Origin of the sequence: Burkholderia sp. BCC1993, from assembly GCF_905339865.1 — a bacterium.
GTDB lineage: Bacteria > Pseudomonadota > Gammaproteobacteria > Burkholderiales > Burkholderiaceae > Burkholderia.
In genome coordinates this window covers 96,448-113,510 of record NZ_CAJPGZ010000014.1, presented here as the reverse complement: position 1 = coordinate 113,510, position 17,063 = coordinate 96,448, and the positions used below count along the sequence as shown (strand labels likewise).

The following is a 17,063-nucleotide window of genomic DNA, read 5'->3' as shown; positions in this document are numbered from 1 at the left end:
AGCGGCGCGTGGATGCCGCTGTGCGTCCGGTCATCCGGGCGGCTCCCTTTTTTCCATCCCTATCCGGCGGTAGCCGCCGCTTCGCGCGGCGCAGGCCACGGCAAGGCATCCCAGTCGATCGCCCGGTAAGCGGCTTCGACCGCCGCGAGGTCGTCCGGCCGCTCGCTGCGATGCAGCCCGTGCAATGCGTCCGGCACATCGAGCGCGACCGGTACGCAGTGCGGATAGTCGCGCACGCGCAGCGCCGGGCCGATCGTCGTGAAACAGCCGAGCGTCGGCACGTCGAAGCCGTCGGCGAGATGCAGCGCGGCCGTGTCGGGCGCGAACAGCACGCTCGCCCCCCTGACCCAGGCAATGAAGCGCGCGGTATCGGCCGCGTCGCGGCTCACGTCGACATAGGCCGGATGCGCGACGGGGCCGAAGCCGACCACCGGCAGCCCGTAACGCCGCGCGAGCCGCTCCACGAAAGCCGCGCGCAGCGCCGGCGGCACGCTGCGCACCGCGGTGCTCGCGCTCGGGCAGAACAGCACGTACGGCCGCCGCCATTCGGCCGGCAGTGCGGGGAGGGGCAGCCGCGCAAGCCAGCGATTGCGCTTCGCGGCGGCCGGCACCGTGGCCGGATCCGCGCCGAGCGCGTCGAGGAAGAAGTCGATCATCGGCTGCCGCGCGAAAGCGGGCCAGTACAGGTGATTGCCGAGATCGATGCGCGGCGCGTGCGCGGGCAGTGCGTCGGCGGCGCACGGCAGCGCACGCGACGGCGCGACGACGTCGGCGGCGAGCGCATACAGCGCGTCGACGTAGCGCGGCGAGCGGGCCGGCCGGTAGAGCGTGAAGCGCAGGCGGGGATGCATCGCGCGCAGCGCGGCGAGCGCGGTCAGCCCGATCACCGAGTCGCCGAGCGCGACGCCCATTCCATTGATCACGTACACGTCCGCCGTGCGGCCGTAGTCGAGCCGGAACGGCCGGTGGGCGGCGTGCAGCAGGCCGAGCGCCGGCGCGGCCGGCACGTGATTCTCCGCGGGGCCGCCGCCGTGCTCGAGGTCGTAGGGTGCGACGAGCGTGCCGTCGGGCGCGAGCAGCGTGCCCGGATGCGTCAGCGCGTCGTCGTGCGACAGCGCGAGGCCGGCCGGCGCGGCGCGCATTTCCATGGTCACGCGCCGCGCGCGCGGCGGCCCTGCTCGCGGATCTGCTCGAGCGTCGCGGCCGGCGTGCTGGCGTCCTGCGGGATGCGGATCTCGATCAGCGCCGGCAGCCCGCAGGTCAGTGCGCGCTCCAGTGCCGGCGCGAAGTCGGCGGTGCGCTCGACCGTCTCGCCATGCGCGCCGAACGCGCGCGCATACGCGGCGAAATCGGGGTTCGTGAGCCCGGTGCCGTGCACGCGCCCAGGATAGTTGCGCTCCTGATGCATGCGGATCGTGCCGAAATGCCCGTTGTTGACGACGATGGCGACGATGTTCAGCCCGTACTGCATCGCGGTCGCGAGTTCGTTGCCGGCCATCATGAAGCAGCCGTCGCCGGCGAGCGCGACGACGGCCCGCGACGGATACAGCGACTTCGCGGCGAGCGCGGCGGGCAGCCCGTAGCCCATCGCGCCGCTGGTCGGCGCGAGCTGCGAGCGAAAGTGCCGGTACGCGAAGTGGCGATGCAGCCAGATCGCGTAGTTGCCGGCGCCGTTGGTCAGGATCGCGTCGTGCGGCAGGCGCTCGCGCAACTGCACCATCACGTCGCCGAGCTGGACGTCGCCGGGCATCGGCAGCGGCGCGTGCCATTCGCGGTACGCGCGGTGCGCGTCGGCGGCCGTGCCGACCCATGCGGGGTGCGCCGGCGGTTCGAGCGCGGCGAGCGGCGCCGCGATCTCCGGCATCCCGGACACGATCGGCAGGTCGGCCGCATACACGCGGCCGAGTTCGTCCGCGCCCTGGTGCACGTGGATCAGCGTCTGGCGCGTCTTCGGGATGTCGAGCAGCGTATAGCCGCCCGTCGTCGCTTCGCCGAGACGCGGGCCGAGCACCAGCAGCAGGTCGGCGTCGCGGATCCGCTTGCCGAGCGCGGGATTGATCCCGAGACCGACGTCGCCCGCGTAGTTCGGGTGCGCGTTGTCGAAGGTGTCCTGGAAGCGGAACGCGCACGCGACCGGCAGTTGCCAGCGCTCGACGAAGGTGCGCAGGTTCGCGCATGCGTCGGGCGTCCAGCCGCTGCCGCCGACGATCGCGAACGGCCGCTCGGCGCGCGCGAGCCGTTCGCGCAGCTCGTCGATCTGCGCGGCCGACGGCGACGCCGCGACGCGTTTCGCGGCCGGCACGACGGGCTGCGGCGCGCACGCGTCGGACAGCACGTCCTCGGGCAGCGCGAGCACGACCGGGCCGGGCCGGCCGGACGTCGCGACGTGGAATGCATGGCTCAGGTATTCGGGGATGCGGCGCGGGTCGTCGATCTGCGCGACCCATTTCGCCATCTGGCCGAACATCCGGCGGTAGTCGATTTCCTGGAAGGCTTCGCGATCGAGGTGCTCGCGCGCGCATTGGCCGACGAACAGGATCATCGGCGTCGAATCCTGGAACGCGGTGTGCACGCCGATCGACGCGTGGGTCGCGCCGGGCCCGCGCGTGACGAACGCGATGCCGGGACGGCCGGTCAGCTTGCCGACCGCTTCCGCCATGTTCGCGGCCGCCGCCTCGTGGCGGCAGACGACCGTCTGGATCCGCGCGGTGTCGTCCGCCAGCGCATCGAGTACGGCGAGGAAGCTCTCGCCCGGCACGCAGAACACGCGTTCGACGTGATTGGCGAGCAACGCATCGACGAGCAGTCGCGCGCCGGTGGTGGCGCGCGGCTCGAGATCCTTGGAATGCGACATGGGCTGCCGTCTCCCTGGGTAGCGGGATGTACAGCTTACGCTCGTTGGCGGGCCGATGAAAAGTGTCGGAACGCGGGGTGGTTCGCGGCGCGCGTCGTGGCTTCGGGTGGCCGAATGGCCGGCTTGTGTGGGCGTGCGCGAAGGTGAAAAGTGTGCGCTTTTGATGTCGAGCCGGGCGCCTGCCTGGATACCGAAGCAGGATCATGCCGAACGGCACCAGGAGTCGCGTTATGTACACACATGGATTTACATCGCAGACCGCATCGGATAATGTACATCCCATGTACATCCGTGCGGAGATCGACATGCACACCACGAGGGTATTTCGGAACGGCAACTCGCAGGCCGTGCGAATTCCTGCCGACCTCGCCTATGAGCGCAGCGATATCGAACTGGAAATCGAGCGTATCGGTGACGAAATCCGTATTCGACCGATGCGGCGGCCGTTGACCCACGTACTCGAGAAATTCGCGAAATTCGGGCCGGATTTCATGGCCGAAGGTCGCGGCGACCAGGAGCAGGCCGATCGCGAGGAGCTGTAATGCCGCGCTACATGCTCGACACCAACATGTGCATCTATCTGATGAAGAACCAGCCTGAGCAAGTCGCGAAACGATTTGCGCAGTGCTACACGGGGGATGTGGTGATGTCGGCGATCACGTATGCGGAGCTCGAGTACGGCGTCGCCGCATGTGCGAATCCTGCGCGGGAGCGTCGCCATCTCGCCGCGCTGATCGACGATATCCCCGTTGCTCCGTTCGACGTCGCGGCGGCGCAAGTGTACGGTCCGGTCCGCGACGCAACCCGCGAGCGGAAGAAGGATCATCTCGACAAGCTGATCGCCGCGCACGCGGTGTCGCTCGACGTCGCGCTCGTGACCAACAACGAGCGGGATTTCGTCAGCTATCCGGGATTGCGGCTGGAGAACTGGCTGAACGATTAATGTCAGCTGTTGCATCCGACGGTAACGCGGGGCATCGATCCGCCCCGCATGACCGCCGAACCGGGCATCAGCACTCGACGATATTCACCGCCAGCCCGCCGCGCGACGTTTCCTTGTACTTCGTCTTCATGTCGGCGCCCGTCTCGCGCATCGTCTTGATCACCGAGTCGAGCGACACGTAGTGCGAGCCGTCGCCGCGCAGCGCCATGCGCGCTGCATTGACGGCCTTCACCGATGCCATCGCGTTGCGCTCGATGCACGGGATCTGCACCATCCCGCCGACCGGGTCGCAGGTGAGGCCGAGGTTGTGCTCCATCCCGATCTCGGCCGCGTTCTCGACCTGGCGCGGCGTGCCGCCGAGCACGGCCGCGAGCGCGCCCGCCGCCATCGAGCACGCGACGCCCACTTCGCCCTGGCAGCCCACTTCCGCACCCGAAATCGACGCGTTGAGCTTGTACAGAATGCCGATCGCGGCGGCGGTCAGCAGGAAGTCGATCACGCCCTGTTCGTTCGCGCCCGGCGTGAAGCGCGTGTAGTAGTGCAGCACGGCCGGGATGATGCCGGCTGCGCCGTTGGTCGGCGCGGTGACGACGCGGCCGCCGGCCGCGTTTTCCTCGTTGACCGCGATCGCATACAGGTTGATCCAGTCGACCATCGACAGCGGATCCTGCAGCGCCCGCTCGGGATCGCCGGTCAGCGCGCGATACAGTTGCGGCGCGCGGCGCTTGACCTGGAACGGGCCGGGCAGGTTGCCGTCGGCTTCCGGGTTGCCGATCCCGCAGCCGCGCGACACGCACGACTGCATCACGGCCCAGATCTTCAGCAGCCCGTCGCGCGTCTCTTCCTCGGTGTGCCACGCGCGCTCGTTTTCCCACATCAGCTGCGCGATCGACTTGCCGGTCGACTCGGTCAGCGCGAGCAGCTCGGCGCCGGTGCGGAACGGATGCGTCATCTGCTCGGCCGCGCTCAGCACCTTCGTGTTCGGCGCACCGGCCGTCACGACGAAGCCGCCGCCGACCGACAGGTAGGTGCGCTCGATCAGCACGTCGCCGTTCGCGTCGGACGCGCGCAGCTTCATGCCGTTCGGGTGTTCGGGCAGCGCCTGCCGGTAGAACGCGATGTTCTCCTTCAGCACGAACGGCACCGGATGCGTGCCGAGCAGCGCGAGCTTCTTCGACTTGCGGACGTCTTCCAGACGCGCGTCGATCGTCTCGGGATCGACGGTGTCGGGCGCGTCGCCGAGCAGGCCGAGCATCACGCCGCGGTCGGTGCCGTGGCCCTTGCCGGTCGCGCCGAGCGAGCCGTACAGCTCGACCTTCACGTTGGCCGTCGCGTCGAGCATCCCGTCGCGCTCGAGGCCCTGCACGAACATCAGCGCCGCGCGCATCGGTCCGACCGTATGCGAACTGGACGGGCCGATGCCGATCTTGAAGAGGTCAAACACGCTGACTGCCATCTTGATACCTGCCTTGCTTTAAGAATAATGCTAGCGCGCCTGCAATGGCAGGCACGCGGCGAGCCATGCGGGCGGCATGGGGGAGAGTTGCCGCGCGACGCGGGCATAGCGCCCGTCGAGACGCGCGGCCAGATGAAAGAGTTCGGTGGCGTTTTTCGGGTCCCACTGCCCCGTATAACCCGGCAAGCCGGCCTCGCGGCGCTTCGCGTCGAACGGCACCGGCGAATTCACGAATTCCTCGTGCGTTTTCTCGCCGAGCGCGTACGGCACGAGCCAGTCGAGCGCGGCCGCGAGCGTCGCGCCGTTCGCGCCGCGCTCGCGCAGCCAGTTGCGGTTGAAGCGGCGCGCGGCGAGCGCGGCCGTCACCAGCGGCTGCAGGTCGTACACCGCGTAATGCAGCGCATCGCGTTCCTCGAAATCCCAGGTCTTGCCGTCCGGGCCGATGTTGTCGGCGAGATGCTCGACGAACAGCCGCTGCGCGGCGTTCATCATCTTGCGGTCGCCGAGCGTGAACGCGGACAGCGCGATCAGCTTGATCCGGTGGCTCTGCCAGTTGTTGCGCCAGGTGCCGGCGAGCGGGCGCTTCTGCGCGTCGATCTGCGCGACGTAACCGGCACCGAGCTTCGCGATGAACGCCGCCGTCGCGTTGCGCGTCTTGACCGGCAGCGCGCTCGCCGTCATGTCGTATGCGACGATCAGGCTGTCGAAGCGCGTCTCGTCGATCGGGTTGAAGCCCGGCTGGTAGGTCGACACCCATGCGGACAGGAAGCGGTCGACGAGCTGCAGGTAGCGCGGCGCATTGGTCACGCGCCACGCGAGCGCGGCGTCGCGCATCAGCTCCATGTCCTTCAGCGCGTCGGCGCTCTGGTCGTAGATGCCTTCGTGCGGCAGCGTGCCCTCGGTGTGCACGCGCGCCATTGCCTTCGGCTGCTCGCCGATGCGCGCGTCGACGCTGCGGATCAGTGCCTGCACGCCCGGCTCGGCCTGGGTCGTCTCGCTCGCCTGCAATGCGGGCGCCGCGCAGAAATTCATCGCCGCGCGCGCGCTGCCGGCCGTGCCGAGGCCGGCGGCAGCCAACGACAGCGACGCGACGAGCAGCGGCACGACGCGGCGCGGGCGCGGCCGCTCCTGCGTGGCACCCTGGCCCGGAAACATCGGACGCACCATGCGGAACTCCTTGATTGGCTGGATCGCGTGTGATGTTAGCCGGATTGGCGGGCGAGCGTGAATCGATCGGGCAGGCGGCGAACGCAAAAACCGCACGCAACCGAGGGTTGCGTGCGGTGTGGTCACGGCCGGACTCCGGAGCGCGGGGGCGTCAGGCGTATTCCGACATCGGCACGCACGAGCAGAACAGGTTGCGGTCGCCGTAGGCGTTGTCCGCACGGCCGACCGGCGGCCAGTACTTGTTCGTGCCGAGCGACGCGACCGGGTACGCCGCCTGCTCGCGCGAGTACGCGTGCGGCCATTCGTTCGCGGTGACGACGGCAGCCGTGTGCGGCGCGTGACGCAGCGGGTTGTCCTCGCGGTCGGCGCGACCTTCCTCGACGGCACGGATTTCCTCGCGGATCGCGATCATCGCGGCGATGAAGCGGTCGAGTTCTTCCTGCGATTCCGATTCCGTCGGCTCGACCATCAGCGTGCCCGGCACCGGGAAGCTCATCGTCGGCGCATGGAAGCCGTAATCCATCAGGCGCTTCGCGACGTCGTCGACGCTGATGCCGCTCGTTTCCTTGAGCGGGCGCAGGTCGAGGATGCACTCGTGCGCGACCAGCCCGCCGGGGCCCGAATACAGCACCGGATAGTGCGGTGCGAGGCGCTTCGCGATGTAGTTCGCGTTGAGGATCGCGGTTTCCGTCGCGGCGGTCAGGTTCTTCGCGCCCATCATCGCGATGTACATCCACGAGATCGGCAGGATCGACGCCGAGCCGTACGGCGCGGCCGACACCGCGCCGATGCCGTCTTCCGCACGCGCGTAGCCGGTCGAACGCTGGTTCGGCAGGAACTTCGCAAGGTGCGCGCCGACCGCGACCGGGCCGACGCCCGGGCCGCCGCCGCCGTGCGGGATGCAGAAGGTCTTGTGCAGGTTCAGGTGCGACACGTCGCCACCGAACTGGCCCGGCGCGGTCAGGCCGACCATCGCGTTCATGTTCGCGCCGTCGACGTACACCTGGCCGCCGTGCGCATGCACGATCTCGCAGATCTCGCGGACGTTCTGCTCGAACACGCCGTGCGTCGACGGATACGTGATCATGATCGCCGCGAGGTCGTTCGCGTGCTGCTCGGCCTTCGCCTTCAGGTCGGCGATGTCGACGTTGCCCTGCGCGTCGCACGCGACGACCACGACCTTCATGCCGGCCATGTGCGCCGACGCCGGGTTCGTGCCGTGCGCGGAGGCCGGGATCAGGCATACGTCGCGATGCGCTTCGCCGCGCGATGCGTGGTAAGCGTGGATGATCAGCAGGCCCGCGTACTCGCCCTGCGAGCCGGCGTTCGGCTGCAGCGACACGGCCGCATAGCCGGTCGCGGCGACGAGCATCTGCTCGAGCTGGTCGATCATCTCGCGATAGCCGACGGTCTGCTCGGCCGGCGCGAACGGGTGGATCCGGCCGAATTCGGGCCACGTGACCGGCAGCATTTCCGACGTCGCGTTCAGCTTCATCGTGCACGAGCCGAGCGGGATCATCGAGCGGTCGAGCGCGAGATCCTTGTCCGACAGGCTGCGCAGGTAGCGCAGCATTTCGGTTTCGGAATGGTGGCGGTTGAACACGTGGTGCGTCAGGTACGCGCTCGTGCGCTCGAGGCCGGCCGGCAGCACGGCGACGCCGCCGAGGCCCGCGTCCAGCGCGTCCACGGTCGGCGCCGTGCCGCCCGCGGCCTGCGCGAACACGGCGAGGAGATCGGCGAGGTCGTCGCGGGTCGTCGTTTCGTCGACCGACACGCCGACTTGCGTGTCGCTCACGCGACGCAGGTTGATGCGCTTGGCCTTCGCGAATTCGTGGACCTGCGCGGTGCGCGAGCCGGTATCGATCGTCAGCGTGTCGAAGAACGTGTCGTTGACGGTCGTGAAGCCGAGCTGCTTCACGCCGGCGGCGAACAGTGCCGCGATGCGGTTCACGCGCAGCGCGATCGTCTTCAGGCCGTGCGGGCCGTGGTAGACCGCGTACATGCTCGCCATGATCGCGAGCAGCGCCTGCGCGGTACACACGTTCGAGGTCGCCTTCTCGCGGCGGATGTGCTGCTCGCGCGTCTGCAGCGCGAGGCGCAGCGCGGGCTTGCCCTGCGCGTCGACGGTCACGCCGACCAGGCGGCCCGGCATCTGGCGCTTGAATTCGTCACGCACGGCCATGTAAGCGGCGTGCGGGCCGCCGAAGCCCATCGGCACGCCGAAGCGCTGCGTGTTGCCGACCGCGACGTCCGCGCCCCATTCGCCGGGCGGCGTCAGCACGGTCAGTGCGAGCAGGTCGGCCGCGACGACCACATGGCCGCCGGCTGCGTGGATCGCTTCGGTGAGCGCGCGGTAGTCGCGCACGTCGCCGTATACGCCCGGGTACTGGAGCAGCACGCCGAACGCGTTGGCCTGCGCGGCGTCGGCCGCCGGGCCCGTCTTGACCTCGATGCCGATCGGCAGCGCGCGCGTGCGGATCACTTCGAGCGTCTGCGGCAGCACGTCGTCGGCGACGTAGAACACGTTCGACGCCGGCTTGCCGGTGCGCTGCAGCAGCGTCATCGCTTCGGCCGCGGCGGTTGCTTCGTCCAGCAGCGATGCGTTCGAGATCGCGAGGCCCGTGAGGTCGGCGACCATCTGCTGGAAGTTCAGGAGCGCCTCGAGGCGACCCTGGGAAATTTCGGGCTGGTACGGCGTGTAGGCCGTGTACCACGCCGGGTTTTCGAGCACGTTGCGCAGAATCACGGCCGGCGTGTGCGAGTCGTAATAGCCCTGGCCGATATACGAGCGGAACACCTGGTTCTGGTCCGCGAGGGCACGCAGCGCGGCGAGGGCTTCGGCCTCGCTCTTCGGTTGCGCGAACGGCCCGAGCGGCAGCGTTTCGGCGCGGCGGATCGCGGCCGGGATCACGGCGTCGATCAGCGCGGCGCGCGACGCGAAGCCGAGCGTGTCGAGCATGGCCTGCTGGCTGGCGGCATCGGGGCCGATGTGGCGTTCTGCGAACGCGTCGTGCGTTTCGAGCGCGGCGAGCGAGAGGGGCGTGCGGTTCATCAGGCGGTCCGGGTGTTCGAGCTTCATGGCGTGACTCTGGTCCCGCGCGGGCCGAGGCCGGCCCCGCGCGGTTCGGGTAAGGAAAATTAGTCGATCAGCTTGCTGTAGGCGTCAGCGTCGATCAGCTTGTCGGTCGAGGCGCCGGCCGCGAGCTTGATCTTGAAGAGCCACACGCCGTATGCGTCGCTGTTCACTTCTTCCGGCGAGTCGGCGGCTTCTTCGTTGATGGCGACGACTTCGCCGGACACCGGCGAGTAGATGTCGGATGCCGCCTTCACCGATTCGACGACGCCGACGGCGTCGCCCGCGTTCACCGACTTGCCGACTTGCGGCAGTTCGAGGAAGACGATGTCGCCGAGCGTGCTCTGCGCGTGATCGGTGATGCCGACCGTCAGCGTGCCGTCGGCTTCGGTGCGGATCCACTCGTGTTCGTCGGTGTACTTCAGATCGGCCGGGACGTTGCTCATCGGATGCTCCTGGATAAAAGGGTGTGTTCGTTATGCTGGCGCGCCGCGGGGGCGCGCCGGGTGTGGTTGCGCCGGGCGCCATTTCCCGGCTTCCCGGGAGGCGGCCTGCCGGTCGCCTCCCGGTCGTTACGCAGCGAGGACCTTGCCGTTGCGCACGAACGGCAGTTTTACCACGCGCGCGGGAAGTTGCTTGTCTCGAATCTGCACATGGACCGTGTCGCCGACCTGGACGGCCGCCGGCACGCGCGCGAACGCGATCGACTCCTGCATCGACGGCGAGAACGTGCCGCTCGTGATCTCGCCTTCGCCGTGCGGCGTGACGACCTTCTGGTGCGCGCGCAGCACGCCGCCCGCCTTGCCGTTTTCCTTCTGCAGGATCAGGCCGACGAACGCGGCGCGCGTGCCGTTTGCCTCGAGCGCGGCGCGGCCGACGAACTCGCGCGGCGCCGACAGGTCGACCGTCCACGCGAGGCCCGCGTCGAGCGGGGACACGGTGTCGTCCATGTCCTGGCCGTACAGGTTCATGCCGGCCTCGAGGCGCAGCGTGTCGCGCGCGCCGAGCCCGCACGGGCGTACGCCGTTTTGCTGCAGTGCGTTCCACAGCGCTTCGACGTGCACGGCCGGGACGATCACTTCGAAGCCGTCTTCGCCGGTGTAGCCGGTACGCGCGACGGTGAGGTCGCCGAACGGCGTGGCGGCGACCTGCGCGGCGTTGAACGGCTTCAGCTCGCTGGTCGCGGCGCGTGCGGAGGGCACCGTCGTCCAGGTCTTTTCACGGGCGTTCGGGCCCTGAACGGCGACGATCGCGAAGTCGCGGCGCGGCGCGATGGTCAGGCCGTAGCCGCCTTGTTCGTTGAGCTGGTTGAACCACGCGATGTCCTTCTCGGCCGTGCCGGCGTTGACGACGACGCGGAAGAAGTCTTCGGTGAAGTAATAGACGATCAGATCGTCGACGACGCCGCCCTGCGGATTGAGCAGGCACGAGTAGAGCGCCTTGCCGGGCGTCTTGAGCTTGCCGACGTTGTTCGCGATCGCGTGCTCGAAGAACGCGCGCACGCGGCTGCCGGTGAAATCGACGACGCACATGTGCGACACGTCGAACATGCCGGCGTCGGTGCGCACGGCTTCGTGTTCTTCGATCTGCGAGCCGTAGTTGACGGGCATGTCCCAGCCGCCGAAGTCGACCATGCGGGCATTGAGCGCGCGGTGCGCGGCGTTGAGCGGGGTGTGATTCAGTGCAGTCATCGAGGCCTCAGGCAAGGCGCTTGCGCGCGGGTCAGAACGGCCATGTGCCAACCGTCGCGGCCTTGGGGCCTGCGAAGCGATCCGGTACATGCCCCTCTGTCCTCGATACCTGAGAGATTGCGCCGCGGCCACAAGCCGGCGAACGCGCGCCCCTTCGGTGGGCAGCCTGCCCGCGCAGCCAATGCGCTGCGGGCTACTGCCGCTCTCCAGAGTGCGGGGAGTGCGGCCCGCGCAATGCGCGGACGGGATTCCCCGACGCGGTCGGTCCTTTTGCCTGAGAGTTTGCGGGTGTGCCCCTTCGGCGGCGCGACCGGCGTTGCTAGCTACGCGGTCACACGCTCTCCCGACGCGTGCGGGCGACTGTACGCGAGCGGGTGGGCATTGTCAATTTGAGCAAAAGAATGTCGCTTCGCGACAAGCGGCGGCGTGCGGCGCCGCCGCTTCTGCCGGCACCGGCGGGCGCCGGCATGGCCGGGATTACTCGCCGATCGCGCGCGCGGCCGTGTCGAGTTCCTGGTTCAGCACGCGCTGCTCGTCGCCGGACAGGCCGCCGTTATGCTGACCCGACATGTCGTTCGCTTCCTGGCGGATCACGTCGAGGCGGTGGTGCAGCTGCGCGCCGTACGGCGGCGGGTAGTAGCCGCCGTTCACGCGCGCGTCGATGCGGCGGTGCAGGTTGTCGATCCGGCCCTGGACCTCCTGCAGGCGATCGTTCGCGACGACCTGCGGATTCGGCCGCGGCGGGGGCGGGGGCGCCTGTCGGGCCGGCCGCTGCGGCTGCACGACACAGGCCGCGAGCGAGGAAACCAGGACGCAGCATGCCGCTGCGCGAATCAACCGTTGCATCACATTCTCCTGACGGTTTGGTGTCGGATCGACTTTTTGAGAAACGCGTCAGACCAGACTACCGCTGACTTTCGTTCCCGCACCATTTGTAACGGAATGTTCGGGGGCGAGCCGCCGTGGCGGCTGGCGGCTGGCGGGTGGCCGGAGCCGGGGGCGGCGCGGCGCGGGATGGCCGCGCTGGCCGGGTCGGCACCGACCCGGCCGGCGGCCGTCAGACGGTGCGACGCACGAACGGTACCCGGCGGCCTTCGTGCTCGCTCTGCGCGGCGAGCTCGATGATCGTCATCACGTCGACGGCGTCCTGCGGCGTGACCGGGAACGGCGCGCCGTCGTGGACCGACGCGGCGAGCGCGCGATAGAACTCCGCGTACTGCCCGTCGAGCGTCGGCACCGGCCGCTCGACCTCGACCTCGACCTCGCCGTCGAGCACGCGCAGCACGCCGGGCGGGTTGCCGCCGCCGAACTCGACGTGATCCGGCGTGAGGCCGGCCTTCAACTGGTCTTCCTGCGTGTCGAGCCCGAACTTCTGGTAGCTGCCGCGCGTGCCGTGCAGCGTGAAGCGCGCGGGCTCGATCGCCGACAGCGCGCTCGCATGCAGCGCGACGTCCTTGTCCGGATAGCCGAGCAGCAGGTGCACGAAATCGGGCGCCGTGCCGTTGTCGCGGCGTGTCTTGACCGTGGCGCTGACTGTTTCCGGCAGCCCGAACAGCGCGAGCGCCTGGTCGATCAGGTGCGGGCCGAGATCGAGCAGCAGGCCGCCGCCGCGTGCGGGCTCCTCGCGCCAGCGCGTGCGCGGCGTCGGCCGGAAGCGGTCGAAGTGCGACGCGAAATAGGTGAGCCGGCCGAGTTCGCCGGATTCGACGATGCGGCGCACGGTGAGGAAGTCGCCGTCCCAGCGGCGGTTGTGGAACGGCGCGAACAGTCGGCTGCGCGCGTTCGCGAGCCGCGCGAGCGCGAGCGCTTCGTCGGCCGTGAGCGTGACGGGCTTGTCGACGACGACGTGGCGGCCGGCCTGGAGCACCTGGCGCGCGAGCGTGAAGTGCGTGTCGTTCGGCGTGGCGATCACCACGCAGTCGATGTCGTCGAGGCCGAGCAGCGTGTCGAGATCGGGGACGATGCGGGCGCCCGGACAGGCGGCGCGCGCGCGATCGGGCTGCCCCGTCGCGATCGCGGCGACCTCGGTGCGGCCGCTCGTGGCGATCACGGGCGCGTGGAACGTCGCGCCGGCGAAACCGAAACCCATCAAACCAATCCTGAGCAATGACGACATGGCAATCCTTGGCTGCGTACGAAACGAAAGGACGGCGCCCCGCGAAGGCGCGCGGACGACCGGCTATTTTGGCATGGCACGGCGGCCTGCACCGGCGCGTTCGGCAAAACGCGCGGCACGATGCGGCGCATGCGCGGCCGCAGCCGGCATTTGGCGCGGGACGGGCTGGCGCTGCACTCGGCAGGCCGCGCGGCCGGCGCCGCGGGGCTCGGGCCGCGCGCTTGCCATCGCGACGGCCGCCCATTGTGACCGATCGGGCCGTGGATGGAGCCGGATTGGCCGTCAGGACAAGGAGGCGAGGGCCGGATCAAGCGCCGAACAGGGAGACGAAAACGACGGCCTGCCGGCGCGGCCCCGTCCGGCGGCGCTCCCGAAAAGCGCGCCGCCGACGTGTTAACATGCGCGTCCTGCCCCGCGTGTCCGCCTGCATTCCAGGCCTGTCGCGCGCGGCATCCTCCCGGCGTTCGCCGTCAACCGCAACATCATCCGCCATCATGTCCGCAGGCCTCAACCCCGCTCAGAACGAAGCGGTGCGCTACCTCGACGGTCCCTGCCTCGTGCTCGCCGGCGCGGGCAGCGGCAAGACCCGCGTGATCACGCAGAAGATCGCGCACCTGATCGAAGCGAAAGGCTTCGAGCCGCGCCACATCGCGGCCGTCACGTTCACGAACAAGGCCGCCGCCGAAATGCGCGAGCGCGTGTCGAAGCTGCTGGAGGGCAAGACGCTCACCACGCCCGGCAAGGAAGGCCGCAAGGTGCCCGTCAACCAGCTCACCGTGTGTACGTTCCACTCGCTCGGCGTGCAGATCCTGCGCCAGGAGGCCGAGCACGTCGGCCTGAAGCCACAGTTCTCGATCATGGATTCGGACGACTGCTTCGGGATGATCCAGGAGCAGATCGGCACCACCGACAAGGGCCTGATCCGCAAGATCCAGAGCACCATCTCGCTGTGGAAGAACGGCCTGATCATGCCCGAGGAGGCGATGACGATCGCGGCCAACGAGGACGAGCACCAGGCGGCGCTGGTCTACCGCAACTACGTCGCGACGCTGCATGCGTACCAGGCGGTCGACTTCGACGACCTGATCCGCCTGCCGGCCGAGCTGTTCGCGAAGAACGAACAGGTGCGCGACCGCTGGCAGAACAAGCTGCGCTACCTGCTGATCGACGAATACCAGGACACCAACGCGTGCCAGTACGAGCTGCTGAAGCTGCTCGCCGGCCCGCGCGCCGCGTTCACGGCGGTGGGCGACGATGACCAGGCGATCTACGGCTGGCGCGGCGCGACGCTCGAGAACCTCGCGCAGCTCGGCAAGGATTTCCCGAAGCTGCACCTCGTCAAGCTCGAGCAGAACTACCGGTCGACGGTGCGAATTCTCACCGCCGCGAATAACGTGATCGCGAACAACCCGAAGCTGTTCGAGAAGAAGCTGTGGTCCGAGCACGGGATGGGCGACTCGATCACCGTCACGCCGTGCAACGACGAGGAGCATGAGGCCGAATCGGTCGTGTTCCGGCTGTCCGCGCACAAGTTCGAGCGGCGCGCGCAGTTCCGCGACTACGCGATCCTGTACCGCGGCAACTTCCAGGCGCGGATCTTCGAGCAGGTGCTGCGGCGCGAGCGGATCCCGTACGTGCTGTCGGGCGGCCAGTCGTTCTTCGACAAGGCCGAGATCAAGGATCTGTGCGCGTACCTGCGCCTGATCGCGAACGCCGACGACGATCCCGCGTTCATCCGCGCGGTCACGACGCCGCGCCGCGGGATCGGCAACACGACGCTCGAGGCGCTCGGCTCGTTCGCGGGCCAGGCGAAGGTGTCGCTGTTCGAGGCCGTGTACATGGGCGGGATCGAGGCGCGGCTGTCCGCGCGGCAGGTCGAGCCGCTCAGGATGTTCTGCGACTTCATCCAGCGCCTGACCGATCGCGCGGACAAGGAGCCCGCGACCGTCGTGCTCGACGACATGATGGAGGCCATTCACTACGAGGCCTACCTGTACGACGCGTTCGACGAGCGGCAGGCGCAGTCGAAGTGGCAGAACGTGCTCGAATTCCTCGAATGGCTGAAGCGCAAGGGCACCAAGCCCGAGACGGAAGCCGTCGACGGCGAGGCCGAAGGCTTCCACAACGCGGACGGGCTTGCGGACACCGGCAAGAACCTGCTCGGCCTGATCCAGACCGTCGCGCTGATGTCGATGCTCGAAGGCAAGGACGAGGATCCGGACGCCGTGCGGCTGTCGACGGTCCATGCGTCGAAGGGGCTCGAGTATCCGCACGTGTTCCTGGTCGGCGTCGAGGAGGGCATCATGCCGCACCGCGGCGGCAGCGAGGACGATGGCCCGATCGACAGCGAGCGGATCGAGGAGGAGCGCCGGCTGATGTACGTTGCGATCACGCGCGCGCAGCGCAGCCTGCACCTGAACTGGTGCAAGAAGCGCAAGCGGGCGCGCGAGACGGTCGTGTGCGAGCCGTCGCGCTTCATTCCCGAGATGGGGCTCGACGAAGCGCCGCCGCCGACCCCGGAGGAAGCGCCGATGACGCCGAAGGACCGGCTCGCGAGCCTGAAGGCGCTGTTGCAGAAGTGAGGCGGCGCGCTTCGGCGCACGGACGCCCGGGCGATCCGGATAAACGAAACCCCCGCGATGCGTGTGCGCCGCGGGGGTTTTTTCTGGCCGGCGGGCGTTACTTCGACGCGTTGACCATGTAGTCGACGGCCGCCTTCACGTCGGTGTCGGACGCGCTCGACCCGCCCTTCGGCGGCATCGCGCCCTTGCCGTGCAGCGCGTAGTTGTAGACGGTATCCATCGATTCCTTCAGGCGCGGCGCCCAGTCTTCCTTGCTGCCGAACTTCGGCGCGCCGAGCACGCCGGCCGCGTGACACGCCTGGCACACTTGCGTGTACAGCGCCTTGCCGGCGGAGGCTGCGTCGGCGCTGGTCGGCGCGGCCGCGGGCTTTTCGCCGGCCTTCGGAATCGCGGCGATCGCGGCCATTGCAGCGGCGGCCTGCGCGTTCGATGCATCGGCGCCCGAAGCGCCTGCCGCACCCGCCGCGCCGCTCGCCGCCGGTGCCGCATTGGCGGCCGGGGCAGCCGGTTCGGGGAAGTTCGCGCCGTCGTTGTTCGCCATGTAGACGATCGCACGCGCGATTTCATAGTCGCTGACGTCGTCGGGGCTCGTGCCGCCGCGCGGCGGCATCGCGCCCTTGCCCGACAGCGCCGTTTTCAGCAGCGTGTCGAAGCCCTGCGAGATGCGCGGTGCCCAGTCGTCCTTGTTGCCGAACTTCGGCGCGCCGGCGGCGCCCGTGCCGTGACAGGTTACGCACACGGCCTTGTAGACTTCCTCGCCGGTCTTGTACGTGCGGGGCGCATTGGCGTCCTTCATGTCGACTTTCGCGAGCGGTGCGATCCGCGCGGCGACCTGTTCGTCGGATAGCGCATCCGTGCCCGCGCCCGAACGGAACGCATGGTTGGCATAAGTGGCAAACAGGACGATCAGGGCGATCGGAATCGCGAATGAGGCGATGACGACGGCAATCAGCTGCCCGGGTGTTTTGACGGGAGATTCGTGGGGTGCTTCGCTCATGCTTGCCTCGTCTCCGTGATTAGGAATTGTGAGCGCGGTGCAACGGCAAAATGGCAGTCCAATGAAGCACGGACGATTATAGACGGAACGTTTACATCACGGCGAGCGGCGCGAAGGCGCGTGTTTACCCGCACGAATTGGAGGCCTGACGGGGTTTCGGCGGGCAAGGTGGACGCGTCTTGGG

The 17,063-nt window shown here is 68.9% G+C and carries 13 protein-coding genes and 2 riboswitches; of the genes, 3 read left to right on the top strand and 10 right to left on the bottom strand.

Annotated features, from left to right (window positions below; translation table 11 throughout):
- Positions 1 to 59 precede the first annotated feature (59 nt).
- The gene (locus tag U4Y91_RS23835) at positions 60 to 1,148 is read right to left on the bottom strand and encodes an ADP-heptose--LPS heptosyltransferase (protein WP_321807138.1); all 1,089 of its coding nucleotides are present in this window, start codon (positions 1,146 to 1,148) and stop codon (positions 60 to 62) included.
- A 2-nt stretch (positions 1,149 to 1,150) separates the two neighbouring features.
- Positions 1,151 to 2,854, bottom strand: coding sequence for a thiamine pyrophosphate-binding protein (locus U4Y91_RS23830; RefSeq protein ID WP_321807137.1), 1,704 nt, complete (start codon positions 2,852 to 2,854; stop codon positions 1,151 to 1,153).
- A gap of 305 nt (positions 2,855 to 3,159) precedes the next feature.
- On the opposite strand from U4Y91_RS23830, the gene U4Y91_RS23825 reads away from it, so the two are divergent.
- Together U4Y91_RS23825 and U4Y91_RS23820 are read left to right on the top strand one after the other, a co-directional pair.
- Positions 3,160 to 3,396 (top strand): type II toxin-antitoxin system VapB family antitoxin, encoded by a 237-nt coding sequence (locus U4Y91_RS23825; RefSeq protein WP_321807223.1) that lies wholly within the window; start codon positions 3,160 to 3,162, stop codon positions 3,394 to 3,396.
- Positions 3,396 to 3,797: a type II toxin-antitoxin system VapC family toxin gene (locus tag U4Y91_RS23820; protein ID WP_321807136.1), complete on the top strand. Its 402-nt coding sequence runs from the start codon at positions 3,396 to 3,398 to the stop codon at positions 3,795 to 3,797. Before U4Y91_RS23825 ends, U4Y91_RS23820 begins: the two co-directional genes overlap by 1 nt.
- A gap of 67 nt (positions 3,798 to 3,864) precedes the next feature.
- Here U4Y91_RS23820 and U4Y91_RS23815 read toward each other — a convergent pair whose 3' ends face one another.
- The 7 genes from U4Y91_RS23815 to U4Y91_RS23785 form a co-directional block, all read right to left on the bottom strand.
- On the bottom strand, positions 3,865 to 5,253 hold the full coding sequence (locus tag U4Y91_RS23815) for an L-serine ammonia-lyase (RefSeq protein WP_321807135.1): 1,389 nt from the start codon (positions 5,251 to 5,253) through the stop codon (positions 3,865 to 3,867).
- Between the two features lie 30 nt (positions 5,254 to 5,283).
- Complete coding sequence (locus U4Y91_RS23810) at positions 5,284 to 6,420, bottom strand: alginate lyase family protein (RefSeq protein ID WP_321807134.1); 1,137 nt, start codon at positions 6,418 to 6,420, stop codon at positions 5,284 to 5,286.
- A gap of 151 nt (positions 6,421 to 6,571) precedes the next feature.
- The gene (gene gcvP, locus U4Y91_RS23805; protein WP_321807133.1) at positions 6,572 to 9,499 is read right to left on the bottom strand and encodes an aminomethyl-transferring glycine dehydrogenase; all 2,928 of its coding nucleotides are present in this window, start codon (positions 9,497 to 9,499) and stop codon (positions 6,572 to 6,574) included.
- Positions 9,500 to 9,558: 59 nt separating this feature from the next.
- Positions 9,559 to 9,939, bottom strand: a complete 381-nt coding sequence (gene gcvH / locus U4Y91_RS23800) for a glycine cleavage system protein GcvH (protein WP_014895535.1) — start codon at positions 9,937 to 9,939, stop codon at positions 9,559 to 9,561.
- 126 nt (positions 9,940 to 10,065) lie between these two features.
- Positions 10,066 to 11,184 (bottom strand): glycine cleavage system aminomethyltransferase GcvT, encoded by a 1,119-nt coding sequence (gene gcvT / locus U4Y91_RS23795; protein ID WP_321807132.1) that lies wholly within the window; start codon positions 11,182 to 11,184, stop codon positions 10,066 to 10,068.
- Positions 11,185 to 11,270: 86 nt separating this feature from the next.
- Positions 11,271 to 11,404: riboswitch (glycine riboswitch) on the bottom strand.
- 31 nt (positions 11,405 to 11,435) lie between these two features.
- Positions 11,436 to 11,540, bottom strand: a riboswitch (glycine riboswitch).
- A gap of 121 nt (positions 11,541 to 11,661) precedes the next feature.
- Positions 11,662 to 12,030 (bottom strand): hypothetical protein, encoded by a 369-nt coding sequence (locus U4Y91_RS23790; protein WP_044848372.1) that lies wholly within the window; start codon positions 12,028 to 12,030, stop codon positions 11,662 to 11,664.
- Positions 12,031 to 12,241: 211 nt separating this feature from the next.
- Positions 12,242 to 13,300 (bottom strand): oxidoreductase, encoded by a 1,059-nt coding sequence (locus tag U4Y91_RS23785; protein ID WP_321807131.1) that lies wholly within the window; start codon positions 13,298 to 13,300, stop codon positions 12,242 to 12,244.
- 494 nt (positions 13,301 to 13,794) lie between these two features.
- On the opposite strand from U4Y91_RS23785, the gene U4Y91_RS23780 reads away from it, so the two are divergent.
- Positions 13,795 to 15,882 carry a UvrD-helicase domain-containing protein gene (locus U4Y91_RS23780; protein WP_321807130.1) on the top strand — a complete coding sequence of 696 codons (2,088 nt, stop codon included), beginning with the start codon at positions 13,795 to 13,797 and terminating at the stop codon, positions 15,880 to 15,882.
- Between the two features lie 97 nt (positions 15,883 to 15,979).
- Here the strand turns inward: U4Y91_RS23780 and U4Y91_RS23775 are convergent, their stop codons facing one another.
- Positions 15,980 to 16,879: a c-type cytochrome gene (locus U4Y91_RS23775; RefSeq protein ID WP_321807129.1), complete on the bottom strand. Its 900-nt coding sequence runs from the start codon at positions 16,877 to 16,879 to the stop codon at positions 15,980 to 15,982.
- Between the last annotated feature and the right edge of the window lie 184 nt (positions 16,880 to 17,063).

Coding starts and splice junctions, on each gene's coding strand:
- U4Y91_RS23835 (WP_321807138.1), bottom strand. CDS start 1,148: ATGGAAATGCGCGCCGCGCCGGCCGGCCTCGCGCTGTCGCACGACGAC.
- U4Y91_RS23830 (WP_321807137.1), bottom strand. CDS start 2,854: ATGTCGCATTCCAAGGATCTCGAGCCGCGCGCCACCACCGGCGCGCGA.
- U4Y91_RS23825 (WP_321807223.1), top strand. CDS start 3,160: ATGCACACCACGAGGGTATTTCGGAACGGCAACTCGCAGGCCGTGCGA.
- U4Y91_RS23820 (WP_321807136.1), top strand. CDS start 3,396: ATGCCGCGCTACATGCTCGACACCAACATGTGCATCTATCTGATGAAG.
- U4Y91_RS23815 (WP_321807135.1), bottom strand. CDS start 5,253: ATGGCAGTCAGCGTGTTTGACCTCTTCAAGATCGGCATCGGCCCGTCC.
- U4Y91_RS23810 (WP_321807134.1), bottom strand. CDS start 6,420: ATGGTGCGTCCGATGTTTCCGGGCCAGGGTGCCACGCAGGAGCGGCCG.
- gcvP (WP_321807133.1), bottom strand. CDS start 9,499: ATGAAGCTCGAACACCCGGACCGCCTGATGAACCGCACGCCCCTCTCG.
- gcvH (WP_014895535.1), bottom strand. CDS start 9,939: ATGAGCAACGTCCCGGCCGATCTGAAGTACACCGACGAACACGAGTGG.
- gcvT (WP_321807132.1), bottom strand. CDS start 11,184: ATGACTGCACTGAATCACACCCCGCTCAACGCCGCGCACCGCGCGCTC.
- U4Y91_RS23790 (WP_044848372.1), bottom strand. CDS start 12,030: ATGCAACGGTTGATTCGCGCAGCGGCATGCTGCGTCCTGGTTTCCTCG.
- U4Y91_RS23785 (WP_321807131.1), bottom strand. CDS start 13,300: ATGTCGTCATTGCTCAGGATTGGTTTGATGGGTTTCGGTTTCGCCGGC.
- U4Y91_RS23780 (WP_321807130.1), top strand. CDS start 13,795: ATGTCCGCAGGCCTCAACCCCGCTCAGAACGAAGCGGTGCGCTACCTC.
- U4Y91_RS23775 (WP_321807129.1), bottom strand. CDS start 16,879: ATGAGCGAAGCACCCCACGAATCTCCCGTCAAAACACCCGGGCAGCTG.